Source organism: Burkholderiales bacterium (assembly GCA_035560005.1).
In the GTDB taxonomy this organism is placed as follows: Bacteria; Pseudomonadota; Gammaproteobacteria; order Burkholderiales; family Eutrophovitaceae; genus DASRFY01.
The window spans coordinates 20,764-44,581 of sequence record DATMAN010000098.1 but is presented as its reverse complement, the minus strand read 5'-3'; the positions used below and the strand labels follow the sequence as shown (position 1 = coordinate 44,581).

General features: G+C 65.1%; 20 protein-coding genes. 13 read left to right on the top strand and 7 right to left on the bottom strand.

The genetic code is table 11. From position 1 onward, the window contains the following. Positions 1-25 precede the first annotated feature (25 nt). Positions 26-400, bottom strand: coding sequence for a heavy metal-responsive transcriptional regulator (locus tag VNM24_15810; GenBank protein HWQ40048.1), 375 nt, complete (start codon positions 398-400; stop codon positions 26-28). Positions 401-982: 582 nt separating this feature from the next. On the opposite strand from VNM24_15810, the gene VNM24_15805 reads away from it, so the two are divergent. From VNM24_15805 to VNM24_15785, 5 genes are all read left to right on the top strand, one after another. Then, the gene (locus tag VNM24_15805) at positions 983-1,168 is read left to right on the top strand and encodes a hypothetical protein (GenBank protein HWQ40047.1); all 186 of its coding nucleotides are present in this window, start codon (positions 983-985) and stop codon (positions 1,166-1,168) included. Between the two features lie 220 nt (positions 1,169-1,388). Next, positions 1,389-1,751: a hypothetical protein gene (locus VNM24_15800; GenBank protein ID HWQ40046.1), complete on the top strand. Its 363-nt coding sequence runs from the start codon at positions 1,389-1,391 to the stop codon at positions 1,749-1,751. A 72-nt stretch (positions 1,752-1,823) separates the two neighbouring features. Further along, positions 1,824-3,083, top strand: a complete 1,260-nt coding sequence (locus VNM24_15795) for a TolC family protein (GenBank protein ID HWQ40045.1) — start codon at positions 1,824-1,826, stop codon at positions 3,081-3,083. Further along, the gene (locus VNM24_15790; GenBank protein ID HWQ40044.1) at positions 3,080-4,600 is read left to right on the top strand and encodes an efflux RND transporter periplasmic adaptor subunit; all 1,521 of its coding nucleotides are present in this window, start codon (positions 3,080-3,082) and stop codon (positions 4,598-4,600) included. The genes VNM24_15795 and VNM24_15790 overlap by 4 nt, the downstream gene beginning before the upstream one ends. Before the next feature lie 222 nt (positions 4,601-4,822). After that, entirely contained in the window at positions 4,823-8,032 is a 3,210-nt protein-coding gene (locus VNM24_15785) for an efflux RND transporter permease subunit (GenBank protein ID HWQ40043.1), read from the top strand. A 67-nt stretch (positions 8,033-8,099) separates the two neighbouring features. Here VNM24_15785 and VNM24_15780 read toward each other — a convergent pair whose 3' ends face one another. Together VNM24_15780 and VNM24_15775 are read right to left on the bottom strand one after the other, a co-directional pair. Beyond that, positions 8,100-9,578, bottom strand: coding sequence for a heavy metal sensor histidine kinase (locus tag VNM24_15780; protein HWQ40042.1), 1,479 nt, complete (start codon positions 9,576-9,578; stop codon positions 8,100-8,102). Continuing rightward, a complete protein-coding gene (locus VNM24_15775; GenBank protein HWQ40041.1) occupies positions 9,571-10,251 on the bottom strand; it encodes a heavy metal response regulator transcription factor in 681 nt (226 codons plus the stop codon). The genes VNM24_15780 and VNM24_15775 overlap by 8 nt, the downstream gene beginning before the upstream one ends. Positions 10,252-10,714: 463 nt before the next feature. Between VNM24_15775 and VNM24_15770 the strand changes: the two genes are divergently transcribed. After that, the gene (locus tag VNM24_15770; GenBank protein HWQ40040.1) at positions 10,715-11,929 is read left to right on the top strand and encodes a porin; all 1,215 of its coding nucleotides are present in this window, start codon (positions 10,715-10,717) and stop codon (positions 11,927-11,929) included. 74 nt (positions 11,930-12,003) lie between these two features. Further along, on the top strand, positions 12,004-13,539 hold the full coding sequence (locus VNM24_15765) for a sigma-54 dependent transcriptional regulator (protein ID HWQ40039.1): 1,536 nt from the start codon (positions 12,004-12,006) through the stop codon (positions 13,537-13,539). A 91-nt stretch (positions 13,540-13,630) separates the two neighbouring features. Here the strand turns inward: VNM24_15765 and ppx are convergent, their stop codons facing one another. The 3 genes from ppx to rpiA all read right to left on the bottom strand — a co-directional run bounded on the left by ppx (position 13,631) and on the right by rpiA (position 16,683). Continuing rightward, positions 13,631-15,178: an exopolyphosphatase gene (gene ppx, locus VNM24_15760; protein HWQ40038.1), complete on the bottom strand. Its 1,548-nt coding sequence runs from the start codon at positions 15,176-15,178 to the stop codon at positions 13,631-13,633. A gap of 61 nt (positions 15,179-15,239) precedes the next feature. Beyond that, positions 15,240-15,944, bottom strand: a complete 705-nt coding sequence (gene phoU / locus VNM24_15755; protein HWQ40037.1) for a phosphate signaling complex protein PhoU — start codon at positions 15,942-15,944, stop codon at positions 15,240-15,242. Between the two features lie 58 nt (positions 15,945-16,002). Then, complete coding sequence (gene rpiA / locus VNM24_15750; GenBank protein HWQ40036.1) at positions 16,003-16,683, bottom strand: ribose-5-phosphate isomerase RpiA; 681 nt, start codon at positions 16,681-16,683, stop codon at positions 16,003-16,005. Between the two features lie 73 nt (positions 16,684-16,756). Between rpiA and ilvA the strand changes: the two genes are divergently transcribed. From ilvA to VNM24_15725, 5 genes are all read left to right on the top strand, one after another. Then, positions 16,757-18,268 (top strand): threonine ammonia-lyase, biosynthetic, encoded by a 1,512-nt coding sequence (ilvA, locus tag VNM24_15745; GenBank protein HWQ40035.1) that lies wholly within the window; start codon positions 16,757-16,759, stop codon positions 18,266-18,268. Between the two features lie 76 nt (positions 18,269-18,344). Further along, positions 18,345-20,252 (top strand): transglycosylase SLT domain-containing protein, encoded by a 1,908-nt coding sequence (locus tag VNM24_15740; GenBank protein HWQ40034.1) that lies wholly within the window; start codon positions 18,345-18,347, stop codon positions 20,250-20,252. Positions 20,253-20,401: 149 nt separating this feature from the next. Continuing rightward, entirely contained in the window at positions 20,402-21,370 is a 969-nt protein-coding gene (locus VNM24_15735; protein ID HWQ40033.1) for a complex I NDUFA9 subunit family protein, read from the top strand. Next, positions 21,367-21,600 (top strand): hypothetical protein, encoded by a 234-nt coding sequence (locus VNM24_15730; GenBank protein HWQ40032.1) that lies wholly within the window; start codon positions 21,367-21,369, stop codon positions 21,598-21,600. Before VNM24_15735 ends, VNM24_15730 begins: the two co-directional genes overlap by 4 nt. Next, positions 21,597-22,829, top strand: coding sequence for a multifunctional CCA addition/repair protein (locus VNM24_15725; GenBank protein ID HWQ40031.1), 1,233 nt, complete (start codon positions 21,597-21,599; stop codon positions 22,827-22,829). The genes VNM24_15730 and VNM24_15725 overlap by 4 nt, the downstream gene beginning before the upstream one ends. 58 nt (positions 22,830-22,887) lie before the next feature. Here VNM24_15725 and VNM24_15720 read toward each other — a convergent pair whose 3' ends face one another. Beyond that, positions 22,888-23,085 carry a DUF2905 domain-containing protein gene (locus tag VNM24_15720; GenBank protein ID HWQ40030.1) on the bottom strand — a complete coding sequence of 66 codons (198 nt, stop codon included), beginning with the start codon at positions 23,083-23,085 and terminating at the stop codon, positions 22,888-22,890. A gap of 94 nt (positions 23,086-23,179) precedes the next feature. Between VNM24_15720 and VNM24_15715 the strand changes: the two genes are divergently transcribed. Further along, on the top strand, positions 23,180-23,803 hold the full coding sequence (locus VNM24_15715) for a glutathione S-transferase N-terminal domain-containing protein (protein HWQ40029.1): 624 nt from the start codon (positions 23,180-23,182) through the stop codon (positions 23,801-23,803). Positions 23,804-23,818 lie beyond the last annotated feature (15 nt).

The following is a 23,818-nucleotide window of genomic DNA, read 5'->3' as shown; positions in this document are numbered from 1 at the left end:
CACCGATGCGCATGGCACCTCGAAGTCAATGGACGCCGTTCTGGCGCAACGCGTCCAGGATCATGCAGTGCCTCACGGGGCCCTTGCCCGGACACGACTCGGAAAGGACCAGGAGCGCCTTCTTGATCTTTTCCAGCTCCCCGAGCTTGCGCTCGATCGCTTCGAGTTTTTGCAGTGCCCGCGCCCTCACATCGGCGCAGCTCGTTTCCGGCGATGTTTCCAGCGCGAGCAGTTCCTTGACTCTCTTCAACGAGAAGACCAGCCCCTTCGCCTGCCGGATGAATGCAAGACGACGCATGGCTTCGGTTCCATACACACGATAACCGCTTTCCGTTCTCGGCGGAGGCTCGATGAGTCCCTGGCGCTCGTAAAAGCGGATGGTGTCGATGCGGATTCCCATCGCGCGCGACGGTTCCAATGGTTCGATTTCGCATAACGGGCAAGCACCAATGTCGCTCCGCGGCCGATATGACCGCTGGGGAGACCAGATTATTGCGTCCGGGCAAGCGCAGACAACAGGCTTGACTCTGGTCTCAGGTCAAGAGTTTAGACTTCCTTTCGGCGGGAGAAATCCGACAGGGCGAGCAACCCATAGCAACGATCGACCAGCAGGCCAGACGTCGTCTTCTGGCTTGGCACGGCGGTCTGGAGTATCGGTTTCTTCGCCGCCTGCCTGCTACTGCCGATTCGGATCTGGCTTGACGCGTAGACAGCCCGAGACAGGCGGCAATGCGAAGCATCGGTCAGTCGGTTCTGATACTTCTTGCAGCCTCGAGCTGCTTGCCGCCGCCTGGCCCAGCACACACGGAGCGATACGGCCCTGTGTTCGGGCTGGCTCAGTGGTCGCGGGATCAGCCGGGAAACGCTCGAAGCCGCGAGGATGGTGCGTGCGGCCGGCGCAACCATCGATGTCAGCGGCCATGGCGTTGGTCGCGAGATCGTCCAGTGACCGTTCCTCGATTCAACGTCTTGGAGTTTCCAAATGAAGAGAACCCTTCCGATGATTGTCGGAGCACTTTCAGCGCTGATCTCAGCGACCGTACCGGCCGGTCGAACCGGTGATCAGCTTCTCCTGCAGGAGCGAGAGAACAAGCGGGTTGCCGAAGAAAGCCGCGAGATGCGCGAGATGATGGCCAAATGCGCTGCAATGACCCGGAAGTCGAACTAGCCGGGTAGCCGGCCATCTCTATTCGGGGCGCCGGCGTCGGCGCCCCGTTTTGCGACCCGCCGGCGCGTCCACCAGGCCTCTGAGAGAGTAGTTGACCCAGGTCAAGGCGCTTCGGCGAGGTTGGCTGCATGCTCACGCGGTCAGATCTGTAACGGGATGGAAATTGCTTTGTAATGAACGCTATACTGTGCGGCGTGGATCGTAGATCACCAGTCCTCGAATGGCTCTGAGGCGACATCGGCGGATCACCGGGCTGCTGCTTCTGGGCGCACTATTGTTCGCACAGGCGGCGCAAGCGCTGGAAGCGTGTCTCCAGGCGCCAGTGGCGGCCGCGAAGGTTGTCGCAGCCGAGTCGATGGAGGACTGCCATGGCATGAGCAGCAAAGCCGGCTGTCTGGCGCAACTGACAGCACCCGACCGGAGCAGCGCTCACGCCGCGGTGAGCGTGTTCGAATCACTCGCCGCTACCGCGCCCAAGATCCGGGATGCGAAGCCGCGGGTGCTGGCGACCCTTCACTGCGAAAGCGTGACTCCGGCAGCCGAACCTCCGCCCATCATCCGCTTCTGTAGTTTCCTTTTATAGCCTCCGGCCGTTGGCCGCTTTGCCGTCTGTATCGCGGGCGGCGATCCGCAGTTCTTTTCTTTGGAGGCTTCTATGTCCGATTATCCGTTCCGGCGCGCTGCGCGCGCGCTTCTGACTGCTTCCGCGTTGCTCACCGTGCATGCGCAGGCGCTCACGCTGGAAGAGGCGCAGCAGCTCGCCGAGACCGCCCAGCCGCTGCTCGAAAGCAAGCGCGCCGCGATCGACGCCGCGCGCGAAGCATCGGTCGCCGCTCGCCAGTTGCCCGATCCGCAACTCAGGCTCGGCGTCCTCAACCTGCCGGTCGAGGGGCCGGACGCCTACACCCTGGGACAGGATTTCATGACCATGCGCATGGTCGGCGTGATGCAGGAATTCCCGCGCCGCGCCAAGCGCGAGCTGCGCGGGGAGATGCTCGACCTCGAAGCCCGGCGCGCTGCGCAGGAGCTGGCTTTCTCACGGCTGCAGGTGCGGCGCGACGCGGCGCTGGCATGGCTCGACGCCTGGAGCGCGACGCGGGCGCTCGCGCTGGTCCAGGCGCAGCAGACGGAGGCCGCGGCCCAGGTCGACACCCTGCTGATCGCGCTGCGCAACAACCGCGCTTCGGCGGCCGACGTATCGGCGGCGAGAGTCGAGCTGGAGCTGCTCAAGGACAAGGAGCGCATGCTGCGCGGGGAGGAGCGTGCAGCGCGGGCCATGCTGTCGCGCTGGATCGGCGCCCGTGCCGAGGAAGCCCTGCCCGAGGAACTGCCGGAGTTGCCGATGCCGCCTTCGGCCGACGTGCTTGTGACACATCTCGAAACCCATCCGCATCTGGCCGCCTTCGACATGCAGGCCAGGATCGCCGCCGCGGATGCGCAACTTGCGAATCTGTCCAGGCGGCCGGACTGGAACATCGAAGTGTCCTACGCCAGGCGCGGGTCGGCGTTCTCCGACATGGTGTCGCTGCAGGTCGGGATCGACCTGCCGATCTTGCAGAGCAAGCGGCAGAACCGAAGCATCGCCGCCAAGTTCGCACAGGCGCAGTCGGCTCGCGACATGCGGGAGGACAACCTGCGGGAGATGCGCGCCGATGCACTGCGCCTGCACGCCGCCTGGGAAGTGGCCGTCCAGCGCACCGAAAGCTATCGCGCCCGCATCCTGCCGGAGGCGCGGCGCCGGCTGGACGGCGCGCTCGCCGCGTATCGGGGCGGCAAAGGGAGCTTGTTCGAAGTGCTCGCCGCGCGCCGGATGCTGCTCGATCTCGAACTGGAGCACGTGATGCGCCGGGCCGAAAGCGCCAGGGCGGCCATCGCGCTGGCCTATCTGACCCATGCGAGCGGAGGCCAACGATGAACGCGCGCTCGATCCTGATGGCGGCTGCCATCCTCGTCGCGCTGGGTGCGGCCGCCTACGGCGGCTTCTGGTACGCGAGCCGTCAGGAAATGGCGGCCTCAGCCGCTTCGTCCTCGGCCACTCACAGCCCGAATCCGGGCGGCTCGGAAGAACAGGGGGGCCGCAAGATCCTGTACTGGCACGATCCCATGTTCCCCCAGCACAAGTTCGACAAGCCGGGCAAGTCGCCTTTCATGGACATGGACCTGGTTCCCGTCTATGCCGACGAGGAACAGGGAAGCGCGGTGCGCATCCATCCGGCGCTGACACAAAGCCTGGGCATGCGCACGGCCGAGGCCAGGATGGGCGAGTTCCAGCGCAGGGTGGAAACGGTGGGCGCCGTGCAAGCCGACGAACGGCGCATCACCGTGGTGCAGAGCCGGGCGGCCGGCTGGCTCGAGAGACTGCACGTGCGCGCGGTCAACGATCCAGTGCGACGCGGTGCGCCGATCGCGGAGGTCTACGCTCCGGAGCTGCTCGCCGCGCAGGAGGAATATCTGCTGCTGCTCTCGGGCACGGGCGGCAGCGAGCTGGCCGCGGCGGCGCGCGAGCGCCTTTCGCTGCTGGGCCTTACCGAGGCGCAGATCCAGGCGCTGGAGAAGCTGCGCGAACCGGCACGGCGCGTGGTGCTCCATGCGCCGTCCTCCGGAATCGTGACCGAGCTGGGCGCGCGCGAAGGTGCGGCCGTGTCACCGGGCATGCCGGTGGCGAGCATCGTGGACCTGTCGCGCGTGTGGATCGTCGCCCAGGTTCCGGAGATGCAGCTTTCCTGGATCTCCGCGGGTCAGCCCGTCGAAGCCACGCTCGCTGCCATGCCGGGCGAGCGCTATCAGGGCCGGGTGGAGTACATCTACCCCGATGTGGATCCCGCCACGCGCACGGTGAAAGTGCGCTTCTCGGTGCAGAACAAGGCGCTCAAGCTCAGGCCGGGCATGGTGGCCAACGTCACCGTGCTGAGCGGGCCCAAGCGCGACGTCCTGCTCGTTCCGGCCGAAGCGGTGATCCGGACCGGCGCGCGCACCGTGGTCATCGTGCAGGAAGCCGAAGGACGCTTCCGCGCGCAGGAGGTCGCTGTCGGCCTGGACTCCGGGGACGAGACCGAGATCCTCGCGGGTCTGAAGCCCGGAGAAAACGTCGTGGTCTCCGGCCAATTCCTGATCGACTCCGAAGCGAGCCTGAAAGGCGCCATCGCGCGGCTCGAAGCAGCAGCCACCGAGCCTCTGAAGAGGATGCCGGCCGCCGCTGGCCATGTGGCGCAAGGCACCGTGGAGAGCCTGGACGCCGCGGCGGGCAAGGTGGTGATCTCCCATGGACCGGTGGTCACGCTCGACTGGCCGCCGATGACCATGGGCTTCGCGGTGAAGGACAAGGCGCTGCTCGAGCGGCTCGCACCGGGCCAGCAGATCGAGTTCCGTTTTTCCGAGGGCAAGAGCGGCTACGTGATCGACGAGATCAAGCCGGTCGAAACAAGGAGGTAAGACGCAGCCACGGAAGGCGAAAACCGGAAAGCGAAACACGAAGTCACGAAGAAAGAATTCAGTGTGGCGTCATCGAGCGGAACGCCCGATCTGGAGCTTACGCGGAGAGCAACAGGCGAACCGGAAATGCGACGGGACAAAACGGTTTCCTGGAAGTCTTCGTGTCTCTTCGTGCCTTCGCGGCTTCGTGGTTCGCTCTTTCAGTACAAGAGGTAGATAGACATGATCGCGAAACTGATCCGCTGGTCGATCGAGAACCGCTTCCTGGTGCTGATGACGACCCTGCTGCTCGCCGCGTGGGGCATCTACTCGGTGGCGCGCACGCCGCTGGACGCCCTGCCCGATCTGTCCGACGTGCAGGTCATCATCAAGACCACCTGGCCGGGACAGTCGCCGCGCGTGGTCGAGGATCAGGTCACCTATCCGCTCACCACCACGATGATGTCGGTGCCGGGCGCGAAGGTGGTGCGCGGCTATTCGTTCTTCGGCGACTCCTATGTGTACGTGCTGTTCGAGGACGGCACCGATCTGTACTGGGCGCGCTCGCGCGTGCTCGAGTACCTGAACCAGGTGCAGGGCCGGCTGCCGGCGAACGCCCGGACCGCGCTCGGGCCGGACGCCACCGGTGTGGGCTGGATCTACGAGTACGCGCTGGTGGATCGCAGCGGCCGACACGATCTGGCGCAGCTGCGCGCGCTGCAGGACTGGTTCCTCAAGTACGAGCTCAAGAGCGTCGCCAACGTGGCCGAGGTCGCCACCATCGGCGGCATGGTCAAGCAGTACCAGGTGGTGCTCGATCCCGAGCGGCTGCGCGCCTACGGCATCCCGCACGAGCGCGTGATCCGGACGATCCGCGACGCCAACAGCGAGACCGGCGGCTCGGTGGTCGAGCTGGCGGAGGCCGAATACATGGTGCGGGCGAGCGGGTATCTGAAGTCGCTGGAGGACTTCCGCATGATCCCGCTCGGGGCGGACCGAAACGCCACGCCGATCCTGCTGCGCGATGTCGCGCACGTGCAGCTCGGCCCGGAGATCCGGCGCGGGATCGCGGAACTGGACGGCGAAGGCGAAGTCGTGGGCGGCGTGATCGTCATGCGCTACGGCAAGAACGCCCTGGAGACGATCGCCGCGGTCAAGGCCAAGCTCGAAAGCCTGAAGCCGGGGCTGCCGGCCGGCGTGCAGATCGTGGAAACCTACGATCGCTCGGCGCTGATCGACCGGGCGGTGCAGACGCTGACCCATCGCCTCATCGAGGAATTCATCGTCGTAGCGCTGGTCTGCGTGGCGTTCCTTTGGCACCTGCGCTCCTCGCTGGTGGCGATCGTCACCCTGCCGCTCGGGGTACTGGTGGCTTTCATCGTGATGCGCTACCAGGGCATCAACGCCAACATCATGTCGCTGGGCGGCATCGCCATCGCCATCGGCGCCATGGTGGACGCTGCGGTGGTGATGATCGAGAACGCGCACAAGAAGCTGGAAACCTGGCGCCACGCCGCGCCGCGCGAAGGGCAGCCCACACTCCTGCGCCGCGAGCCTTCGGCGCGGGAGCGCTTCGAGCTGATCGCGCAGGCGGCGGCCGAAGTCGGTCCGGCGCTGTTCTTCAGCCTGCTGATCATCACGCTGTCCTTCGTCCCGATCTTCGCCCTGGAGGCCCAGGAGGGACGGCTGTTCTCTCCGCTCGCCTTCACCAAGACCTACGCCATGGCGGCCGCCGCGGGATTGTCGGTCACGCTGGTGCCGGTGCTGATGGTCTATTTCATTCGCGGGCGCATCGCCGACGAGCGCAGCAATCCACTCAATCGACTGCTGATCGCGCTCTACCGGCCGGCGATACGCGGGGTCCTGCGCTTTCCCCGGCTCACCCTGCTGGTCGCGGTCGTCGCCGTGATTGCTACCGTCTATCCGGTACGCCAGTTGGGCAGCGAATTCATGCCGCCACTGGACGAAGGCGACATGCTCTACATGCCGAGCGCGCTGCCGGGACTGTCCGCCGGCAAGGCCGCACAGCTTCTCCAGCAGACCGACCGCATCATCCGCCAGTTTCCCGAGGTGCATCGCGTGTTCGGCAAGATCGGCCGCGCTGAAACGGCGACCGATCCCGCGCCGCTGGAAATGGTGGAAACCACCATCCAGTTCAAGCCGCCCGAGCAATGGCGGCCCGGGATCACACGCGAGCGGCTGACTGAAGAGATGGATCGCGCGCTGAAGATCCCGGGACTGGCCAACATCTGGGTGCCGCCGATCCGCAACCGCATCGACATGCTCGCCACCGGAATCAAGAGCCCGGTGGGAATCAAGGTGGCCGGCAGCGACGTGCGCACGATCGAAGAGGTGGCGAAGCACATCGAGCAGGTGGTACGCGAAGTCCCGGGCGCGACCTCGGTGCTCGCCGAGCGCCTGTCCGGCGGCCGCTACATCGACGTTCACATCGATCGCCTGCAGGCGGCCCGCTACGGACTGAACGTCGCCGACGTGCAGTCGCTGGTCTCGCGTGCCATCGGCGGGGAGAACATCGGGGAGACGGTCGAAGGCCTGCAGCGCTTTCCGATCAACGTGCGCTACCCGCGCGAGCTGCGCGACAGCCCGGAGAAGCTCGCTCGGCTGCCCATCGTCACCGAGTCCGGCGCCACCATCCCGCTCGCCGCGGTGGCCCGCATCGAGGTCAGCGACGGCCCGCCCATGCTGAGGAGCGAGAATGCGCGGCTGTCGGGCTGGGTCTACGTCGACATCCGCGGGCGCGATCTGGGTTCCTTCGTGGCGGACGCAAAGCGTGCAGTCGCCGGCAAAGTCAGGCTGCCACCCGGCTACTCCATTTCCTGGTCCGGCCAGTTCGAGTATCTGGAGCGCGCGGCCAAACGCATGCGGGTGGTCGTGCCCTTTACCCTGGCGATCATCTTCGTGCTGCTGTTCATGACGTTTCGCAACTTCGCCGAGCCGCTGCTCATCATGGCGACTCTGCCGTTCGCTTTGGTGGGCGGGGTGTGGTTGCTCTTCCTGCTCGGACACGAAGTCTCGGTGGCGAGCGCTGTCGGCTTCATCGCGCTCGCCGGCGTGGCGGCGGAATTCGGCGTGGTGATGCTGCTCTACCTGGACAACGCGGTCGCCGAGCGAAGGCGCGCAGGGCGTTTCGCGAACCTCGCCGACCTGCGCGACGCCATCATGGAAGGCGCCGTGCTCAGAGTCCGTCCCAAGGCGATGACCGTCGCGGTCATCGTGGCCGGCCTGCTCCCGATCATGATCGGCACCGGCACCGGTTCCGAGCTCATGCAGCGCATTGCGGCGCCGATGGTCGGCGGCATGATCACTGCGCCGCTGCTGTCCATGGTGGTCCTGCCTGCGGCCTATTACCTGATCCATCGCCGCCAGTTCAAGGCGGGTGCCGCCGGCAGCGAGCCGCTCGAGCGCCAGCCTGTGATTGCGGTTGCGCGCTGACCACGAGGCTCAAGGACTGTGACAGCCCCGGGACGGATTCCCCGCCTGGGCCGGCGTGGACCTAGCCTCAAGTGGGCGAAGGTCCCAACCACCCGCGCCGGCCCAGGGAGATGGCGCCGGCATCATCGGCTGCTGGACGCACATCGCCCGGAAAGAAGAGGGTGAATACAGTAGGGCCCTCGGGTGCGCTGCGCACGCTGGCCGAACCGCCGTGCAGCCGTACAATCGTTCGCACGATCGCCAAACCCAACCCGAAGCCTTGTGCGGGCTTTCTGCCGTCCTGAATCCGGAAGAAACGATCGAAGATCCGGGGCAACGCGTCGGCGGGAATTCCGGCTCCGGGATTGGAAATTTCGATGATGCTGCTCGAATCGGGACCCATGCCAAGGGACACATCGATGGTCTCGCCTTTCGGCGTGTGCGTAATGGCGTTGTCCATCAAATTCGACAGTGCCCGCCGCAGCAACTCTTGGTCGGCCCAAATTGACGTGCTTCCAGTGATGCGCAGTTGCACACCATGATCGGTCAGGAGTTCGGTATATTCCTCGACGACACGCGCGACTTCCTGTCTTCCGTCGAGCAACTCGCGACGCAAAGCGATCTGCGCGCTGTCGGCTCGCGCAAGAAAGAGCATGGCGTCAACCATTCTGGTCACGCGCTGACATTCCTCTATCGCGGATTGGAGTGCCGCCCGATACTCAGGGGCGCTTCTCGCGCGGCGCAAGGCCACTTGAGCTTCCCCCATCAGATTGCTGATCGGGGTGCGCAGTTCGTGCGCGACATCGGAGGAGAACTGGGACAACCGCCGGAAGGATTCTTCCAGGCGCTCCAGCGTTTCGTTGAAGGCTTCGGACAGTATCCTCAGTTCCCGTGGTACGCTGCCCACAGGCAGCCTCGCATTGAGCCGATTGGAGGAAATTTCTCTCGCCCGACGCGCCATAACTCTGATGGGCGACAGTGCCTGCTGGACCAGCGGCAGACCTACGAAACCGGCGACTACGATTGCAACGACAGCCGCGGTCACTAGCCTAGATCGATAACGGCTGACGAAGTTTTCGCGGTCGGTAACGTCCAGCGCGACGACGACGGCAACGGAAGTGCGTGCGCCGTCACCCAAGGTCCCGGAAGCGATCAACGCGCGCCATACCCTCCCCTGATACGCGAAGGTACCGAGCGATTCCCCCGCGCTTCCCTGCGAGCGCGCTTGTTGGAGAATGCTTTCGGCAAGCGATCGGGCCTCGTAGGACGATTCGACCATGCGCCCCCAAGAATCTCTAAGCACGAATTCCAGGCGCGGGTGCGGAGCCCGTGCATCCAGCAAACGCCGCGAGTCGACACGCAAGGCTTGGAATGAGTTCTGCTCCGCCAGAACCTGCTGTACAAAGGACAAGTGCGCCGAGAGCTCTCGCATGTCCTCTCTCCTGAATTCTTCTTGAAAGGCATAGTCCAGGTACAAGCATATCCCGACGTGCGCTGCCACCAGCACCCCGACGAATCCGAGGGTCAGCCTCAGTGTCAGTGAGACTGGGGTCCCGGTGCTAGCCATCTCTTTCCTTGTCCTCCAGAACGTAGCCCATCCCGCGCACGGTGTGGATGAGCTTGCATTCGTAGGGATCATCGACTTTGGCACGCAACCGCCGCATGGCGACATCGACCACGTTGGTATCGCTCTGAAAATTGATGTCCCAGACCTGGGACGCTATATAGGCCCGGGACAGGACCTGGCCACGGTGCCGCATCAAGAGCTCAAGTAGAGCGAACTCCTGCTTGGTCAGTTCTACGCGGTCTCGACCCCTGCGCACGTGCCGCCGGCGCAGATCGAGTTCCAAGTCGTGCACCTTCAGCACATCCGGCTCAAGCCTGGTGCTCCGGCGCATCAAGGCGCGCACTCTCGCGACCAGTTCGGCAAACGAGAATGGCTTGACCAAGTAGTCATCAGCGCCATGTTCGAGGCCACGCACCCTATCAGCGACTTCGTCCAGCGCAGTGAGAATCAGCACAGGCGTCTGCTTCTGCCGTCGCATTGCCTCGAGAACCTCCCAACCGCTGACACCCGGCAGTCTGATGTCCAGGATCACGAGATCGTAGTCACCCGTTGTCGCGAGGTGCAGGCCGTCGACGCCAGTTGACGCAGTATCCACTACGAACCCTTCCTCGGTAAGGCCCTTGCGCAGGTAATCGCAGGCCTTGATTTCGTCTTCCACTACCAGCAAGCGCATCGCAGTCACTCACGATCCAACGGCGATTTTCGCGCAAATGGCCGTGAGGAACATTACAAAACTGTAATCGTCCCGTCAGACGAATGTTCGGTCACGGAAACTACGATGCGCCTACTTGTCGCAAGAGCGCAACAGCACGTTGCGTTCTCGCCCAGCAGCAACAAACAAGGACGAGCCAGATGCCCATTTCGATTGGACGTCTTCCGTCTCTCCGCGACGAGCGGGGAGTGTCGTCTGAGCCCGTGACGTCCTTCCCTTCGCGAATCTCATCCAGAGATTTCGCACGGCAGGCGATAGCTCGTCACGTGGCCATTAACACAAGGAAGGCGCGCAGAACCCACATCAAGACAGTGTGGGCGTTGGACTGTCGGATGCGGGCTCCACGCTTGCGCTCCCCCCTCGTGGAACCGGAAGGGATAGGGCCCGACCGGCCTGATTAACCGCACTTCAAGGAGGTAGTGTCATGAAGAAGAGAACTGCTACAAGGAGAGGACTCGTTACTTTGGCGGTTGCTGGCGCCTTCATCGCACCGGCGGCAATGGCTGAGGTGACCCTCAGCGGTGCGATCAACATCGGCTTGCAGTTCGGAAAGTCGGACACCGATACCGCCGGTAACCCGGGGCTGACCACCCAGCAACTGCACCCCAGCTATTCGAACATCAACATCTCGTCCAGCGACGAAATCGGCAACGGCAACAGGGTCATTTTCAACTACCAGATGGATATTTCGGGTACTTCCAGCGCCAATCCGACAAATGCGGGCGGTGCAATCGGAAACCGAAACAGCTATCTGGGCATCGCCGGAAACTGGGGTGCTGTCAAGGTGGGCACCAACGAAAACGTGTACGAGCGCTGGCAGTACACCAGTGACCCCCTCGACGGCGCCGTGGGCCCTGGCGGCAACCTCAATATCCTTTCCACGCCGGGTGCAATGACCGTGTTTGAAGTCGGCCAGGGAGGCTGCGTCAGCCTGACGGGCGTCGGCGGTGTGCAAGCCGCCGGTTCAGGTTGCGTCGGCTTCTATCGGCGTGCCGAACAGCAGATCTGGTATGAGAGCCCCAATTGGAACGGCTTCTCGTTCGAGGTTGACTACACGTTGAGCGCCTTCAAGAGCACGGCAGGAACCGACCCGCAGATCATCTCCGTTGGCGGCAAGTACGCGCCGGATGGGATGCCTTTCTATGTCGATGCCGCATACGAAAGACATGAGGACATGTTCGGCTTTAACAAGATCGCCGGCGTTGCCGGGGGTACGAGTTCCACGGATGACGCCGTGCAGGTCGGCGGAGGTTACACCTTCGGGCCCGCAACACTTCACGTCCGCTTCGAGTCTCTTAGCTACGAAACCGACTCCGTGGGCACTTGGGAGCGCGATGCATGGTGGTTAGCGGTGAAGTGGAATGTTCCGACCGGCTATGTCGGCGCGGAACTCGGCCTCGCCGATGAAGCGGACTGTTCCGGGACCGGTGTTGTTTGTACCGACACGGGAGCGACGATGTTGGGCGTTGGCTACTTCCACAACCTCTCGAAGCAATCGCAGCTCCAGTTCATCTACGGCCGTACCGACAACGACGACAACGCCACGTACGCGCAGATCGGTGCGGCGGGCGGAGTCGGGCTGGCCGGACCCGGCCGTACTCACCAAGTATTCGACATCCGGATCAAACATGTGTTTTGAGTCGACTTAGCAGGTTCGCGCATCGACGGGCGCCTTCGCGTGCCCGTCGAAACGATTCATTACGGCCATCTGACATGAGATCCCACCGCATTGTTATCGTTGACGACGAACCGGACATTCGCAGTGTCCTGCGTGACATCCTTTGCGCGGAAGGCTACGAGGTCGATCTCGCCGCTGACGCGGCACAGGCGCGGGTCTCGGTGGGACGGGCTAATCCCGACCTGATACTGCTGGACATATGGATGCCCGGAACCGATGGCATCGCGTTACTGCGCGAGTGGATGAGCGGGCCCTCCAAGGTCGAATGTCCAATCGTGATCGTGTCCGGTCACGGAAACATTGCGACTGCGGTGGAGGCCACCCGTCTTGGGGCTTTCGATTTCCTGGAGAAGCCTCCGTCGCTCTCGCAGCTACTCCAGACCGTGAAGCGAGCATTGGACCGTGGTCACAGAAGGCAACACCCTGCGCACGTACCGTTGCTTCCGCCCATTGCGGTCGTGGGCCGCAGCCGCGTAGTGCAGAAAGTGCGAGAAGAGGCGGAGAGAATCGCAGCGCACGACGTGCCGGTTCTGTTGTTGGGCGAAAGGGGTACCGGGCGCGCGGCTTGTGCCCAGTACATTCATTCTCTCAGTTCGCGCAGCGCTCGAGCTTTCGTCTCGGTCGCTGCGGGGAGTCTGGCCGACGACGCAGCCACAGCGCTGCACGGAGCGGGCGCTGCATGTGCACCAGGAAAGTACCAGGAGGCCGAGGGCGGCACGTTGTTTATCAACGGGCTGGAGGATCTGATTCCAACAGCCCAGCGAGTGCTGTTGGCCGACATCAAGAACGGCCGGTACTCGAGTGCAGACGATACCGGATCGCGACCGTTGAACGTTCGATTCCTGAGTTCGGCGGAACCCGGGTTCGAGGTCCGGGGCGAACCCCCGTTCCGCGCGGACCTGCTGTGGCACCTGAACGTGGTGACGTTACGTGTTCCGTCGTTGCGGGAATACGCGGAGGATGTACCGGACCTGCTTTGCTACTACGTCGATCGTCTGGCGGACGAAGCCGGACTGCCATTCAGGCGCTTTAGCATCGCTGCGCAGAACCGCCTGCGCCATTACAGTTGGCCAGGAAACCTTCAGGAACTGCAGAACCTGGTTCAACGGTTGCTGATCCTGAACAACCGTGAAGAGATCGACGTCGAAGAGATTGACCGCGAACTATCGCAACCCACGCCGCTGCCCGAACCGCCACTGAAGCAGAACTTGCTTTCGTTGCCGCTGCGGGAAGCTCGCGAACAGTTCGAGCGTGCGTTTCTGCAACAACAGTTGTTGCTCTGCAACGGCAAGGTCGAGCAGTTCGCCCGCAGCATCGGAATGGACACTACGCGTGCCTATTGCAAGATTCGGTCGCTCGGTTTGTCCCTGCCGTTGCGCGAAGCACGCCAACGGTTCGAGCGTGCATACCTTCGGCAGCAATTGCTCCTTTGCGAAGGAAGAATCGAGCAGCTCGCCAAACGTGTGGGCATGGAGAGAACCCACCTCTATCGTAAGCTCCACTCGCTTGGAGTCGATTTCCGGCGGACCACACGCCAGCCAAGGACAGAGGGCACTTCGGTGGTGCGTTAGTGCCTATCCTCCAGTACCACTCGCCTTAGCGGGGTCTAAGCCGCATCAGCCTGCAGCGCCGCCGCCGCACGTCCTATTTGGACCGGCCGGTTCAGTCGCCAGCCGCTTCGGCGCAGGACTCCAATACGGCGAGTTGCGGCACGGAGAGCTCGATGTCGAGCCGGCTCCAGTTGCGGATTTCGTCGCGCAGCTCGGCGGCGGTCAGCGGATTGGCCGCGAGCCAGCGCGAATCGACCTCGAGGGTGAAGGTGGATTTGCGGCGGGAAGCCTGGATCGCCGGGAGGCGGATCTCGCTACGGCTGCGATGAAACAGCGCCGCGAGGCGCAGCGCGATCAGCATCGACCAGTCCGGCTCGGCCGCAACGAGGCCGCGCAGCTTGTCGAGCGACCCGCGGTGCGCCAGCACCAGCAAGGAGAGGTGCTGCTGTTCCATCCTGGAAAAGCCCGGCATGTCGGCGTTGGCCAGAATGTAGGCCGAGTGCTTGTGGTAGCCGCTGTGCGCGACCGTGAGCCCGATTTCGTGCAAGCGCGCCGCCCATGACAACAGCTGCATCGCGTACCGGCGCTCTTCTTTCGACCCGCCGCCGAGCTGTTCGAACAGCCCGAGCGCCAGGCGTTCCACGCGGTGGGCATGGGCAACATCCACGTGATAGCGCTGCATGAACTGGCGCACCGTCCGTTCGCGCATATCCTTGTCGTGCGCGCGGCCGATCATGTCCCACAGGATGCCCTGGCGCATCGCGCCGTTCGCAGTGCGCATGCACTCCACGCCCAGCTCGGAGAAGATCGCGGACATGATCGCGAAGCCGCCAGGCAACACGGGCACGCGGTCCTCGCGCAGTCCCGGCAAGTCGAGCTGCGCGAGGTCGCCGGCCTTGATCAGTGCCGCGCGCAGCCGCTCCAGGCCCTCGCGGGTGATACCGCCTTCGCTCCACCCGGCCGCTTCAAGAATGTCGGCCAGCGCGCGTGCCGTACCCGAGGAGCCGAAAGCCTCGTTCCAGTGGCGCACGGAGAATTCCTTGCGGATGGTCTCCAGCTCGATGCGCGCGGCGAGCTCCGCCTGCTTCACGTTGGACCTGGACAGGCGGCCCTCCGGGAAAAAACGCAGGCTCCAGCTCACGCAGCCCATGTAGAGGCTCTCCAGCCGGTGCGGCTGGAGCCCGGCGCCGATGATGAATTCGGTGGAACCGCCGCCGATGTCGACCACCAGGCGCTTGTCCTGACTGACCGGCAGACTGTGCGCGACTCCGAGATAGATGAGGCGCGCTTCCTCGCGCCCGGCCACCACCTCGATGGGGAAGCCCAGGGCGGCCTCGAAGCGCGGCAGCACGTCCTTCGCGTTCTTCGCCGCCCGCAAGGTGTTGGTGGCCACCGCCCGCACCGCGGTGGGCGGGAAGCCCCGCAGGCGCTCGGCGAAACGCTTCAGGCACTCGATGGCTCGCCCCTGCGCGGCTTCGTCCAGCCGCCGGTCCGCGGTGAGCCCGGCGGCGAGCCGCACCGGTTCGCGCAACGAGTCGAGCGGATAGATCTGCCGGTCCACCACGCGCCCGACCTGGAGCCGGAAGGAATTCGATCCCAGATCGACCGCGGCGATGGTGGTTTGCGGCCGAGGCTCGGGCTGCGGTTTGGCTGCCAGCATGCGCGAATGTTACCGCCTCCCGCTGACGCCCGGAAAGTTCGCCCGGCAGAGTCTTGCGGCGCTACCCCATGACCTCGCGCTCGATCTCCTCGAGCGTGACGTGGCGCACGTCCTTGCCCTTCACCATGTAGATCACGTATTCGGAGATGTTCTTGGCGTGATCGCCGATGCGCTCAATCGCCTTGGCGATGAACAGGATCTCGATCGACATGGAGATGGTGCGCGGGTCTTCCATCATGAAGGTGATGAGCTGGCGCAGGATCCCCCGAAACTCGTCGTCGACGTGGCGGTCCTGACGCACCACGTCGGCCGAGGCGGCGAGATCGAGCCGGGCAAACGCGTCGAGTGACTTGCGCAGCATGCCGAGCGCGATCGTGGACATGCGCCGGATCTCGGCCATGCGCGGCTGCTGCAGCCGGTCCGAGGAGTAGATCAGCTTGGCCATGCGCGCGATCTTGGCCGCCTCGTCACCGACGCGCTCCAGGTCGGTGATGGTCTTCACGACCGTCATCAGCATGCGCAGGTCGCTCGCCGCCGGCTGGCGCCGGGCGATGATGGTGCTCACGTCTTCATCGATGCCCACTTCCAGCGCGTTCACCGCATGGTCGTTCTTCTCGACCGTCTCGCACATCTGCAGGTCACCGGCCATGAGCGCGTCGAGCGCGAGCTTGATCTGCTCTTCGACAAGACCGCCCATCTGCAGAACCCGCGCACGCACCGCCTCGAGTTCGGCATCGAATTGCTTGGAGGTATGTTCACTGGTCAATGGCATTTGCGGATCCTCCTCGAATCCATGAGCGGCTCGACAGTCTGATCGCGGGACGTTACAGCACCGTGTCAGTGCTGCGCCGCTCGAGCTTCGCCACCCCGCGCGGCCCGCCCAGCAGCACCATGTCCGCGCCGCGGCGGGCAAAAATTCCGTTCGTCACCACGCCCACAATCTGGTTGATCGCGCTCTCCATCGCCACCGGGTCGTGGATGGCGAGCCCGTAAACGTCCAGTATGACGTTGCCGTTGTCGGTGGTGAAGCCCTCGCGCAGGCTGGGGCGACCACCGAGTTTGGCGAGCTCGCGGGCCACGTAGGCGCGCGCCATCGGGATCACTTCCACCGGCAGGGGAAAGGTCCCCAGAAATTCGACCAGCTTGGACTCGTCGGCAATGCAGACGAACTTCGCGGCCACCGCGGCGACGATCTTCTCGCGCGTGAGCGCGCCGCCGCCGCCCTTGATCAGGTGCAGGCCGCGCGTCACTTCGTCGGCACCGTCGATATAGACCGGCAGCTCGGAGAGCACGTTCAGATCGTACAGCCGGATGCCGGCCGCCCGGAGCCGCGCGGCCGACGCTTCGGAGCTTGCCACCGCGCCCGCGATGCGTCCTTTGATTCGGGCAAGCTCGTCGATGAAATAGTTCGCGGTCGATCCGGTTCCCACGCCGATGATCGCGTCCTCGGGCACTTCGGCGATGGCGGCGCGCGCCGCCGCCATTTTCTGCTCTTCCCTGTTCATCGCGCTTCCTGCGGATTGCCGCTAGGATAGCGGCAAGCCCTGCGCAGTACCAGTTCTGGCTCGCGAGTTCCCGATGAAAGACGACTACCTGGAGCGTATCCTGCGTGCGCGCGTCTACGACGTGGCGATCGAGTCGCCGCTCGAGCCCGCGCCGGCGCTCTGCGCGCGGCTGGGCAATCGGCTTCTGCTCAAGCGCGAGGACTTGCAGCCGGTCTTCTCCTTCAAGCTGCGCGGGGCGTACAACAAGATGGTCCGCCTGACTGCCGCGCAGCTCCGACGGGGCGTGATCGCCGCCTCGGCCGGAAACCACGCCCAGGGCGTGGCGCTGGCCGCGCAGCGCCTGCGCTGCCGCGCGACCATCGTCATGCCCGTGACCACGCCGCACATCAAGGTCGCGGCGGTGGCGGCGCGCGGGGCGCGGGTGGTGCTTTTCGGCGATTCCTACGACGAGGCCTGCCGCCAGGCGCTGGCTCTCGCGCGGCGCGAGAGGCTGGCTTTCATCCACCCCTACGACGATCCCGAGGTGATCGCCGGCCAAGGCACCATCGGCATGGAGATCCTGCGCCAGCACAGCGGACCGATTCACGCCATCTTTCTGGCTGTGGGCGGCGGCGGGCTGATCGCAGGGGTGGCGGCGTACGTCAAGCGGCTGCGCCCCGAGACACGCATCATCGGCGTGGAGCCGGTCGACGCCGACGCAATGGCCCGTTCGCTCGCGAGAGGGCGGCGCGTCAGCCTGCCGCAGGTCGGCCTGTTCGCCGATGGTGTCGCGGTCAAGCAGGTGGGACGCGAGACCTTCCGGCTCGCGCGCCGCTACGTGGACCGCATGATCCTGGTGGACAACGACGCGATCTGCGCCGCGATCAAGGACGTATTCGAGGACACCCGGTCGATTCTGGAGCCGGCTGGAGCGCTCGCGATCGCCGGGGCCAAGGCCTATGTGGAGTCAACGGGGCTGCGCGGCGCCACCCTGGTTGCCGTGGCCTGCGGTGCCAACATGAACTTCGAACGCCTGCGCTTCGTGGCCGAGCGCGCGGAACTGGGCGAGGCCCGCGAGGCGATTCTCGCCGTGACGATTCCCGAGCGCCCCGGCAGCTTCAGGCGTTTCTGCTCCCTGCTCGGTCCACGCAACATCACCGAGTTCAACTATCGCTATGCCGACCCCTCGCAAGCCCATGTCTTCGTGGGGGTGCAGGTGCACGACCGCCGGGAGACGCAGGCGCTCGTCCGCCGTCTGCGCGCCCATGGCCTGGCCGCGCAAGACATGTCGGACAACGAGATGGCCAAACTGCACGTGCGCCACCTGGTCGGCGGGCGCGCACCGCAAGCGCAAGACGAGCGTCTCCTGCGCTTCGAGTTTCCCGAGCGCCCGGGGGCGCTCATGAAGTTCCTGGACAGCATGTCCCATGACTGGAACATCAGCCTGTTCCACTACCGCAACCACGGCGCCGATTACGGACGCGTTCTGGTCGCAATCCAGGTGCCCGCGCGCGACCAGCCCGCTTTCCGGCGGTTTCTGTCGAAACTTGGCTACGCCTATGTCGACGAGAGCGCCAACCCGGCCTACCGGCTGTTTTTGGCGTGATTTGTGCTGGGTTCTGGTCCGAGGCAACTCTATAATCCCGCCCCGGTCCATCAAAGCGGTACAGGGAAATCTGCAAGTGAGGAAGTTTCTCGCCTGCGTGGGCGTTCTTGTTGCGGTCGGCGCGAATGCGGCTGACCAGGAGAAGAATTTTCTCGAAGCCCGCGACGCTTTCCAGCGCGGCGATGCGGCAAGACTGGATCGGCTCGCGCCCGCGCTCGAGGGCCACGTGCTGCAGCCGTACGTGCGCTACTGGCAACTGCGCATGCGGCTCGACGTGGTGCCGGCCGAATCGGTCCGGGACTTCCTGGCCGAGCAGGACGGCATGCTGATCGGGGATCGGCTGCGCGCCGACTGGCTGCGGCTGCTGGCACGACGCCAGGCGTGGCAGGCCTACCTGGACGAGCATCGCCGGCTGGAAGTCGATGAACCCGAACTGACTTGTTACGCCATCCAGGCGCGCATCGCGCTGGGGGAACCCGAAGCGCTCTCCTCTGCTCGTGCCCAGTGGGTAAGCGCGGACGTGCAGCCGGGAAGCTGCGAGACATTGTTCCGCGCGCTGTTCGATCGCGATCTGATGGACGCCGAGGACGTCTGGGTGAGGGTCCGGCTGGCGCTGGAAGCAGGCAACCGGACGGCGGCCAAGGCGGCGATCGCGTACCTGCCGGCCGCGCAGCGTCCCGATCCGCAGCTGTTCGATTCGATCGCGCGCAGGCCACAGCGGTATCTGGAGCGGCTGTCCCTGCCGCTGAACAACCGCGCACAGCAGGAACTCGCCATCTACGCGCTCTACAAGGCGGCGGAAAACTGGCCGCAGCTCGCCGCGCGGCGCCTGCAGGCACTGGAGAGCTCGCTGCCCGAAGAGCTGCGCGACTACGCCTGGGGGCAGGTGGCGATGGCGGCGGCCTGGACGCATCACCCCGAAGCACTGGCCTGGTTCAAGCGCGCCCGCGACGCGCAACTGAACGATACACAGCTCGCGTGGAAAGCGCGCGCCGCGCTGCGCGCCGCGGACTGGCTCGCAGTGATCGATGCGGTCGACGCGATGACTCCGCGGGAGCGCATGGCGCCGGGGTGGCGTTACTGGAAGGCGAGGGCGCTGTCGATGCTTGGTCAGCAACGAGAGGCCAACGCCTTGCTCGCGCGGCTGTCGAACGAATTCAACTTCTACGGTCAGCTCGCGGCCGAGGATCTGGGCACCGCGATCAGCGTCGCGCCCGAGACCTACCGGCCGGAAGAAGCAGAGGTCGAGGCGATCGCCCGCAATCCTGGCCTGCAGCGCGCGCTCGCGCTCTATCGCGCGGGGCTGCGTTACGAAGGCGCGCTGGAGTGGCAGTGGACCATCCGTGTTTTCGGCGACAAGGAACTGCTGGCGGCGGCCGAACTGGCGCAGCGCAACGAATGGTATGAACGCGCCATCCATACGGCGGAGCGCACCGAGATGCTGCACAACTTCGGCTTGCGCTTCCCGGCCCCCTACCGCGACATCATGCACGAATACACCGCGCCGCTCGACCTCGACGAAGCCTGGGTCTACGGCCTGATCCGGCAGGAAAGCCGTTTCGTCACCACCGCCCGCTCCACGGCCGGCGCCGGCGGGTTGATGCAGATCATGCCTTCCACCGCCCGCTGGGTGGCGAAGCGGCTGGGGCTGAAGGGCCATCACTCCGTGCTGGTCGACGGGGTCGACACCAACCTGACGCTGGGCACCTACTATCTTCGCCAGATGCTCGATGCGCTGGACAACCAGCCGGTGCTTGCCTCCGCGGCATACAACGCGGGTTTGCGCCGCGCGGTGCAATGGCGCGCGCCGCAGCCGCTGGAAGGCGCGGTCTACGCCGAGACGATCCCGTTCCCGGAAACGCGCAACTACGTCAAGAACGTGATGAGCAACACCGCTTACTATGCGCGGTTGTTCCGCCACACGATGTTGAGCCTGCGCGAGCGCCTGGGTGTGGTGCCACCCCGCCCGACCCAGAACAACTGACCCTATAATTCCCCGCGTGCGATCCACGCACGCCGCATCGGCGTGGCGCGAGGCGTGCGCGCCCGCTGCCGCCACCTCGAAGCTCGAAGCGCACAGGACATGAACCCGCAGACGTTGCGTCTCATCGTCGATCCGTGGGGGCGATCCCCGTGAACCTGCAAACGGTCTGCGTGATCGGGGGCTCGGGCTTTGTCGGGCGCCATATCGCCCACCTGCTCACGCGACGCGCAATCCGGACTCGCGTGCCGACGCGTCGTCTGGAACGCGTCAAGCAGGAGCTGATCATCCTGCCCACTGTCGACGTGATCGAGGCCAGCGTGCACGAACCGCAGACGCTGGCGCGGCTGGTGGCGGGCTGCGATGCCGTGATCAACCTCGTCGGCATCCTGCACGAGGAGCGTCCGGGCGATTTCACTCGCGTGCATACCGAATTGCCACGTCGCATCGTCGATGCCTGCCGTGCGCAGGGCGTGAAAAGGCTGATCCACATGTCTGCGCTCAAGGCGGCTCACAACGCGCCGAGCGAATATTTGCGCAGCAAGGCGGGCGGCGAACAGCAGGTGCGCGTTGCCGAAGCCAGCGGCATCCGCACCACGATCTTCCGGCCGTCGGTCATCTTCGGCCGGGGAGACAGCTTCCTCACTCTGTTCGCGCAACTCGCCCGCTGGGCGCCGGTGCTCCCGCTCGCCTGCCCGAACGCGCGTTTCCAGCCGGTGTGGGTGGAAGACGTCGCCGCCGCCATCGTCGGGGCCATCACCGACAGCGAAACCTTCGGCCAGGCCTATGACCTGTGCGGCCCCAAGGTCTACACGCTGCGCCAACTGGTGGAGTACGTGCTGCAGGTGACGCGACGGCGACGCTGGGTGATCGGTCTGAACGAAACCCTCTCCTACCTGCAGGCATGGGGCATGGAGTGGATGCCAGTCAAGCTGATGACGCGCGACAACCTCGCCTCGATGAAGGTTGACAACGTCTGTGACTGCGCTTTCCCGGCGGCATTCGGCCTGGAGCCGACTCCGCTCGAAGCGGTCGCGCCCACCTATCTGGCCCAGCATGGACCCAAGGCGCGGCTGAATCAGCTTCGGCTGCGCGCCCGCCGCCAGAAAGAAATCCGGTGACCCGACCCACGTGCGTCATCGGCAAGAAGGCGTACACGCCATGGTCGCTGCGCCCCCGGTTGTTGATGCGCCGTGCCGGCATCGACTTCGAGGAAGCGCGGCTGCCGCTCTACGCCGAACGGTCGAACGGGCACATTGCCGCTTGCTCGCCCTGCGGCGAGGTGCAAGCGCTCATCGACCGCGAGGTCCGCGTGCAGGACGCGCTGGCGACCGCCGAGTACGCGCCATGAAGATCTACGCGGTCGGCGGGGCGGTGCGCGACCGGCTGCTCGGCCTGCCGGTAAAGGATCAGGACTACGTCGTGGTCGGTGCAACGCCCGAGCAGATGGAGCAACTGGGCTATCGGCCGGTCGGCAAGGACTTTCCGGTGTTCCTGCATCCAGTGACGCACGAGGAATACGCGCTGGCGCGCACCGAGCGCAAGAAGGGACGCGGTTACAAGGGTTTCGAGGTCTACGCAGCGCCGGAAGTCACCCTCGAGCAGGACCTGGCTCGGCGCGACCTTACGATCAACGCGATCGCTCTCGGCGAAGACGGCGAAATCGTCGATCCCTTCGGCGGCGTACGCGACCTGCGCGCCGGAATTCTGCGTCATGTGAGCCCCGCTTTCGTCGAGGACCCGGTGCGCGTCCTCAGGGTGGCGCGCTTCGCTGCACGGTTCGGCTTCGCCATCGCGCCTGAAACCGCTGTGCTGATGCGCGAGATGGTGGCCAACGGTGAAATCGATCACCTGGTACCGGAGCGCGTGTGGCAGGAACTTTCGCGGGGCCTGATGGAGAACACTCCATCGCGCATGTTCGAGGTGCTGCGCGGCTGCGGCGCCCTGGCGAGGATCCTGCCGGAGTTGGACCGGCTGTTCGGCGTACCGCAGCGCGCCGACTATCACCCCGAGATCGACAGCGGGATTCACGTCATGATGGCGGTGGATTGCGCCGCGCGCCACAGGGCCTCTTTACCGGTTCGCTTTGCGGTACTCGTGCATGACCTGGGCAAGGGCGTGACTGCGCCGGAGCAACTGCCCGGACACCGTGACCACGAGGTGCGCGGCGTCGAACTCGTGATGCAGGTCTGCGAACGCCTGCGCGTGCCCGGCGAGTGCCGCGAGCTTGCCGTGCTGGCCGCCCGCCATCACGGCGACATTCACCGCGCTCAGGAACTGCGTCCGGCAACCGTGCTGCGGCTGCTGTGCACGGTGGACGCACTGCGCCGGCCGCAGCGCTTCGAGGAACTGCTGGCCGCGTGCGAGTACGACTGGCGGGGACGGGCCGGGTTCGAGTCGCAGCCCTATCCGCAGGCCGAGGTACTGCGCGCGGCCGCTGCGGCCGCGCGCGCAGTGGACGCCGGCGCGCTTGCCAACGCTGCTGTCGAGCGCCAGGACCTGCCGCGACGCATCGAGGCGGCCCGCCTCGCTGCCGTAACCCAGGCGCTGGCTGGCAAGCGCAAGGCGCCCCCGCGCTGAGGCGCGGGAATCACGCGGCAGCCCGTCGGATCCGCATAGCGTCCGCGCCGCGTTTCTTCTAGCGCAGCGTCCAGTAGATCAGGATCGCGACGAGCGAGAACAACAGCGTGGATCCGAACGGGAAGAAGTAGCGGCGTCCGGCGCGCTCGATTTCGACATCACCCGGCATACGCCTGACGCCCAGCCGCCTCAGCCAGGGTGTAAACGCGCCCAACACCAGCACCGCGAGCAGTATCGTCAACAACCATTTGAGCAATGTCTTCTCCCCGGTCAGTCCGCGCGGATTATAGCCGGGGGCCGCGGGTGTTTCCTTTAGAATGCCGCGCAGTGCAATCGCCTCGGAGCAGGGTTTGATCGATCTGTACACCTGGAGCACGCCCAACGGGCGCAAGGTGTCCATCATGCTCGAGGAGCTGGGGCTTGCCTACACGGTGCATCCGGTCGACATCGGCAAAGGCGAACAGTTCAGGCCCGAGTTCGTCGCCATCAGCCCCAACAGCAAGATCCCGGCGATCGTCGACAGCGAAGGACCGGAGGGCAGACCGTTCTCGTTGTTCGAGTCGGGTGCGATCCTGATCTACCTCGCCGAGAAAGCCGGCCGGCTGCTGCCCGCCTCCGCCACGGGGCGCTACCAGGCGTTGCAGTGGTTGATGTTTCAGATGGGCGGGATCGGCCCGATGTTCGGCCAGGTGCATCATTTCCTGCGCGCGGCGCCCGCGCCCGTGCCTTATGCCATCGAACGCTACATCAAGGAGACGCGGCGGCTCTATGGCGTGCTCAACCGGCATCTGGCCAGCAGCGAATTCCTGGCACCGGAATACTCGATCGCCGACATCGCGACCTTCCCCTGGGTGGCGCGCCACGAGTGGCACAAGGTCGATCTCGGCGATTTTCCCCACGTAAAGCGCTGGTTCGAAGCGATCGGCGCCCGCACTGCGGTCCAGCGCGGGATGAAGATCCCTTCCCTGAAGTAGCTCCGCGCAGGGCAA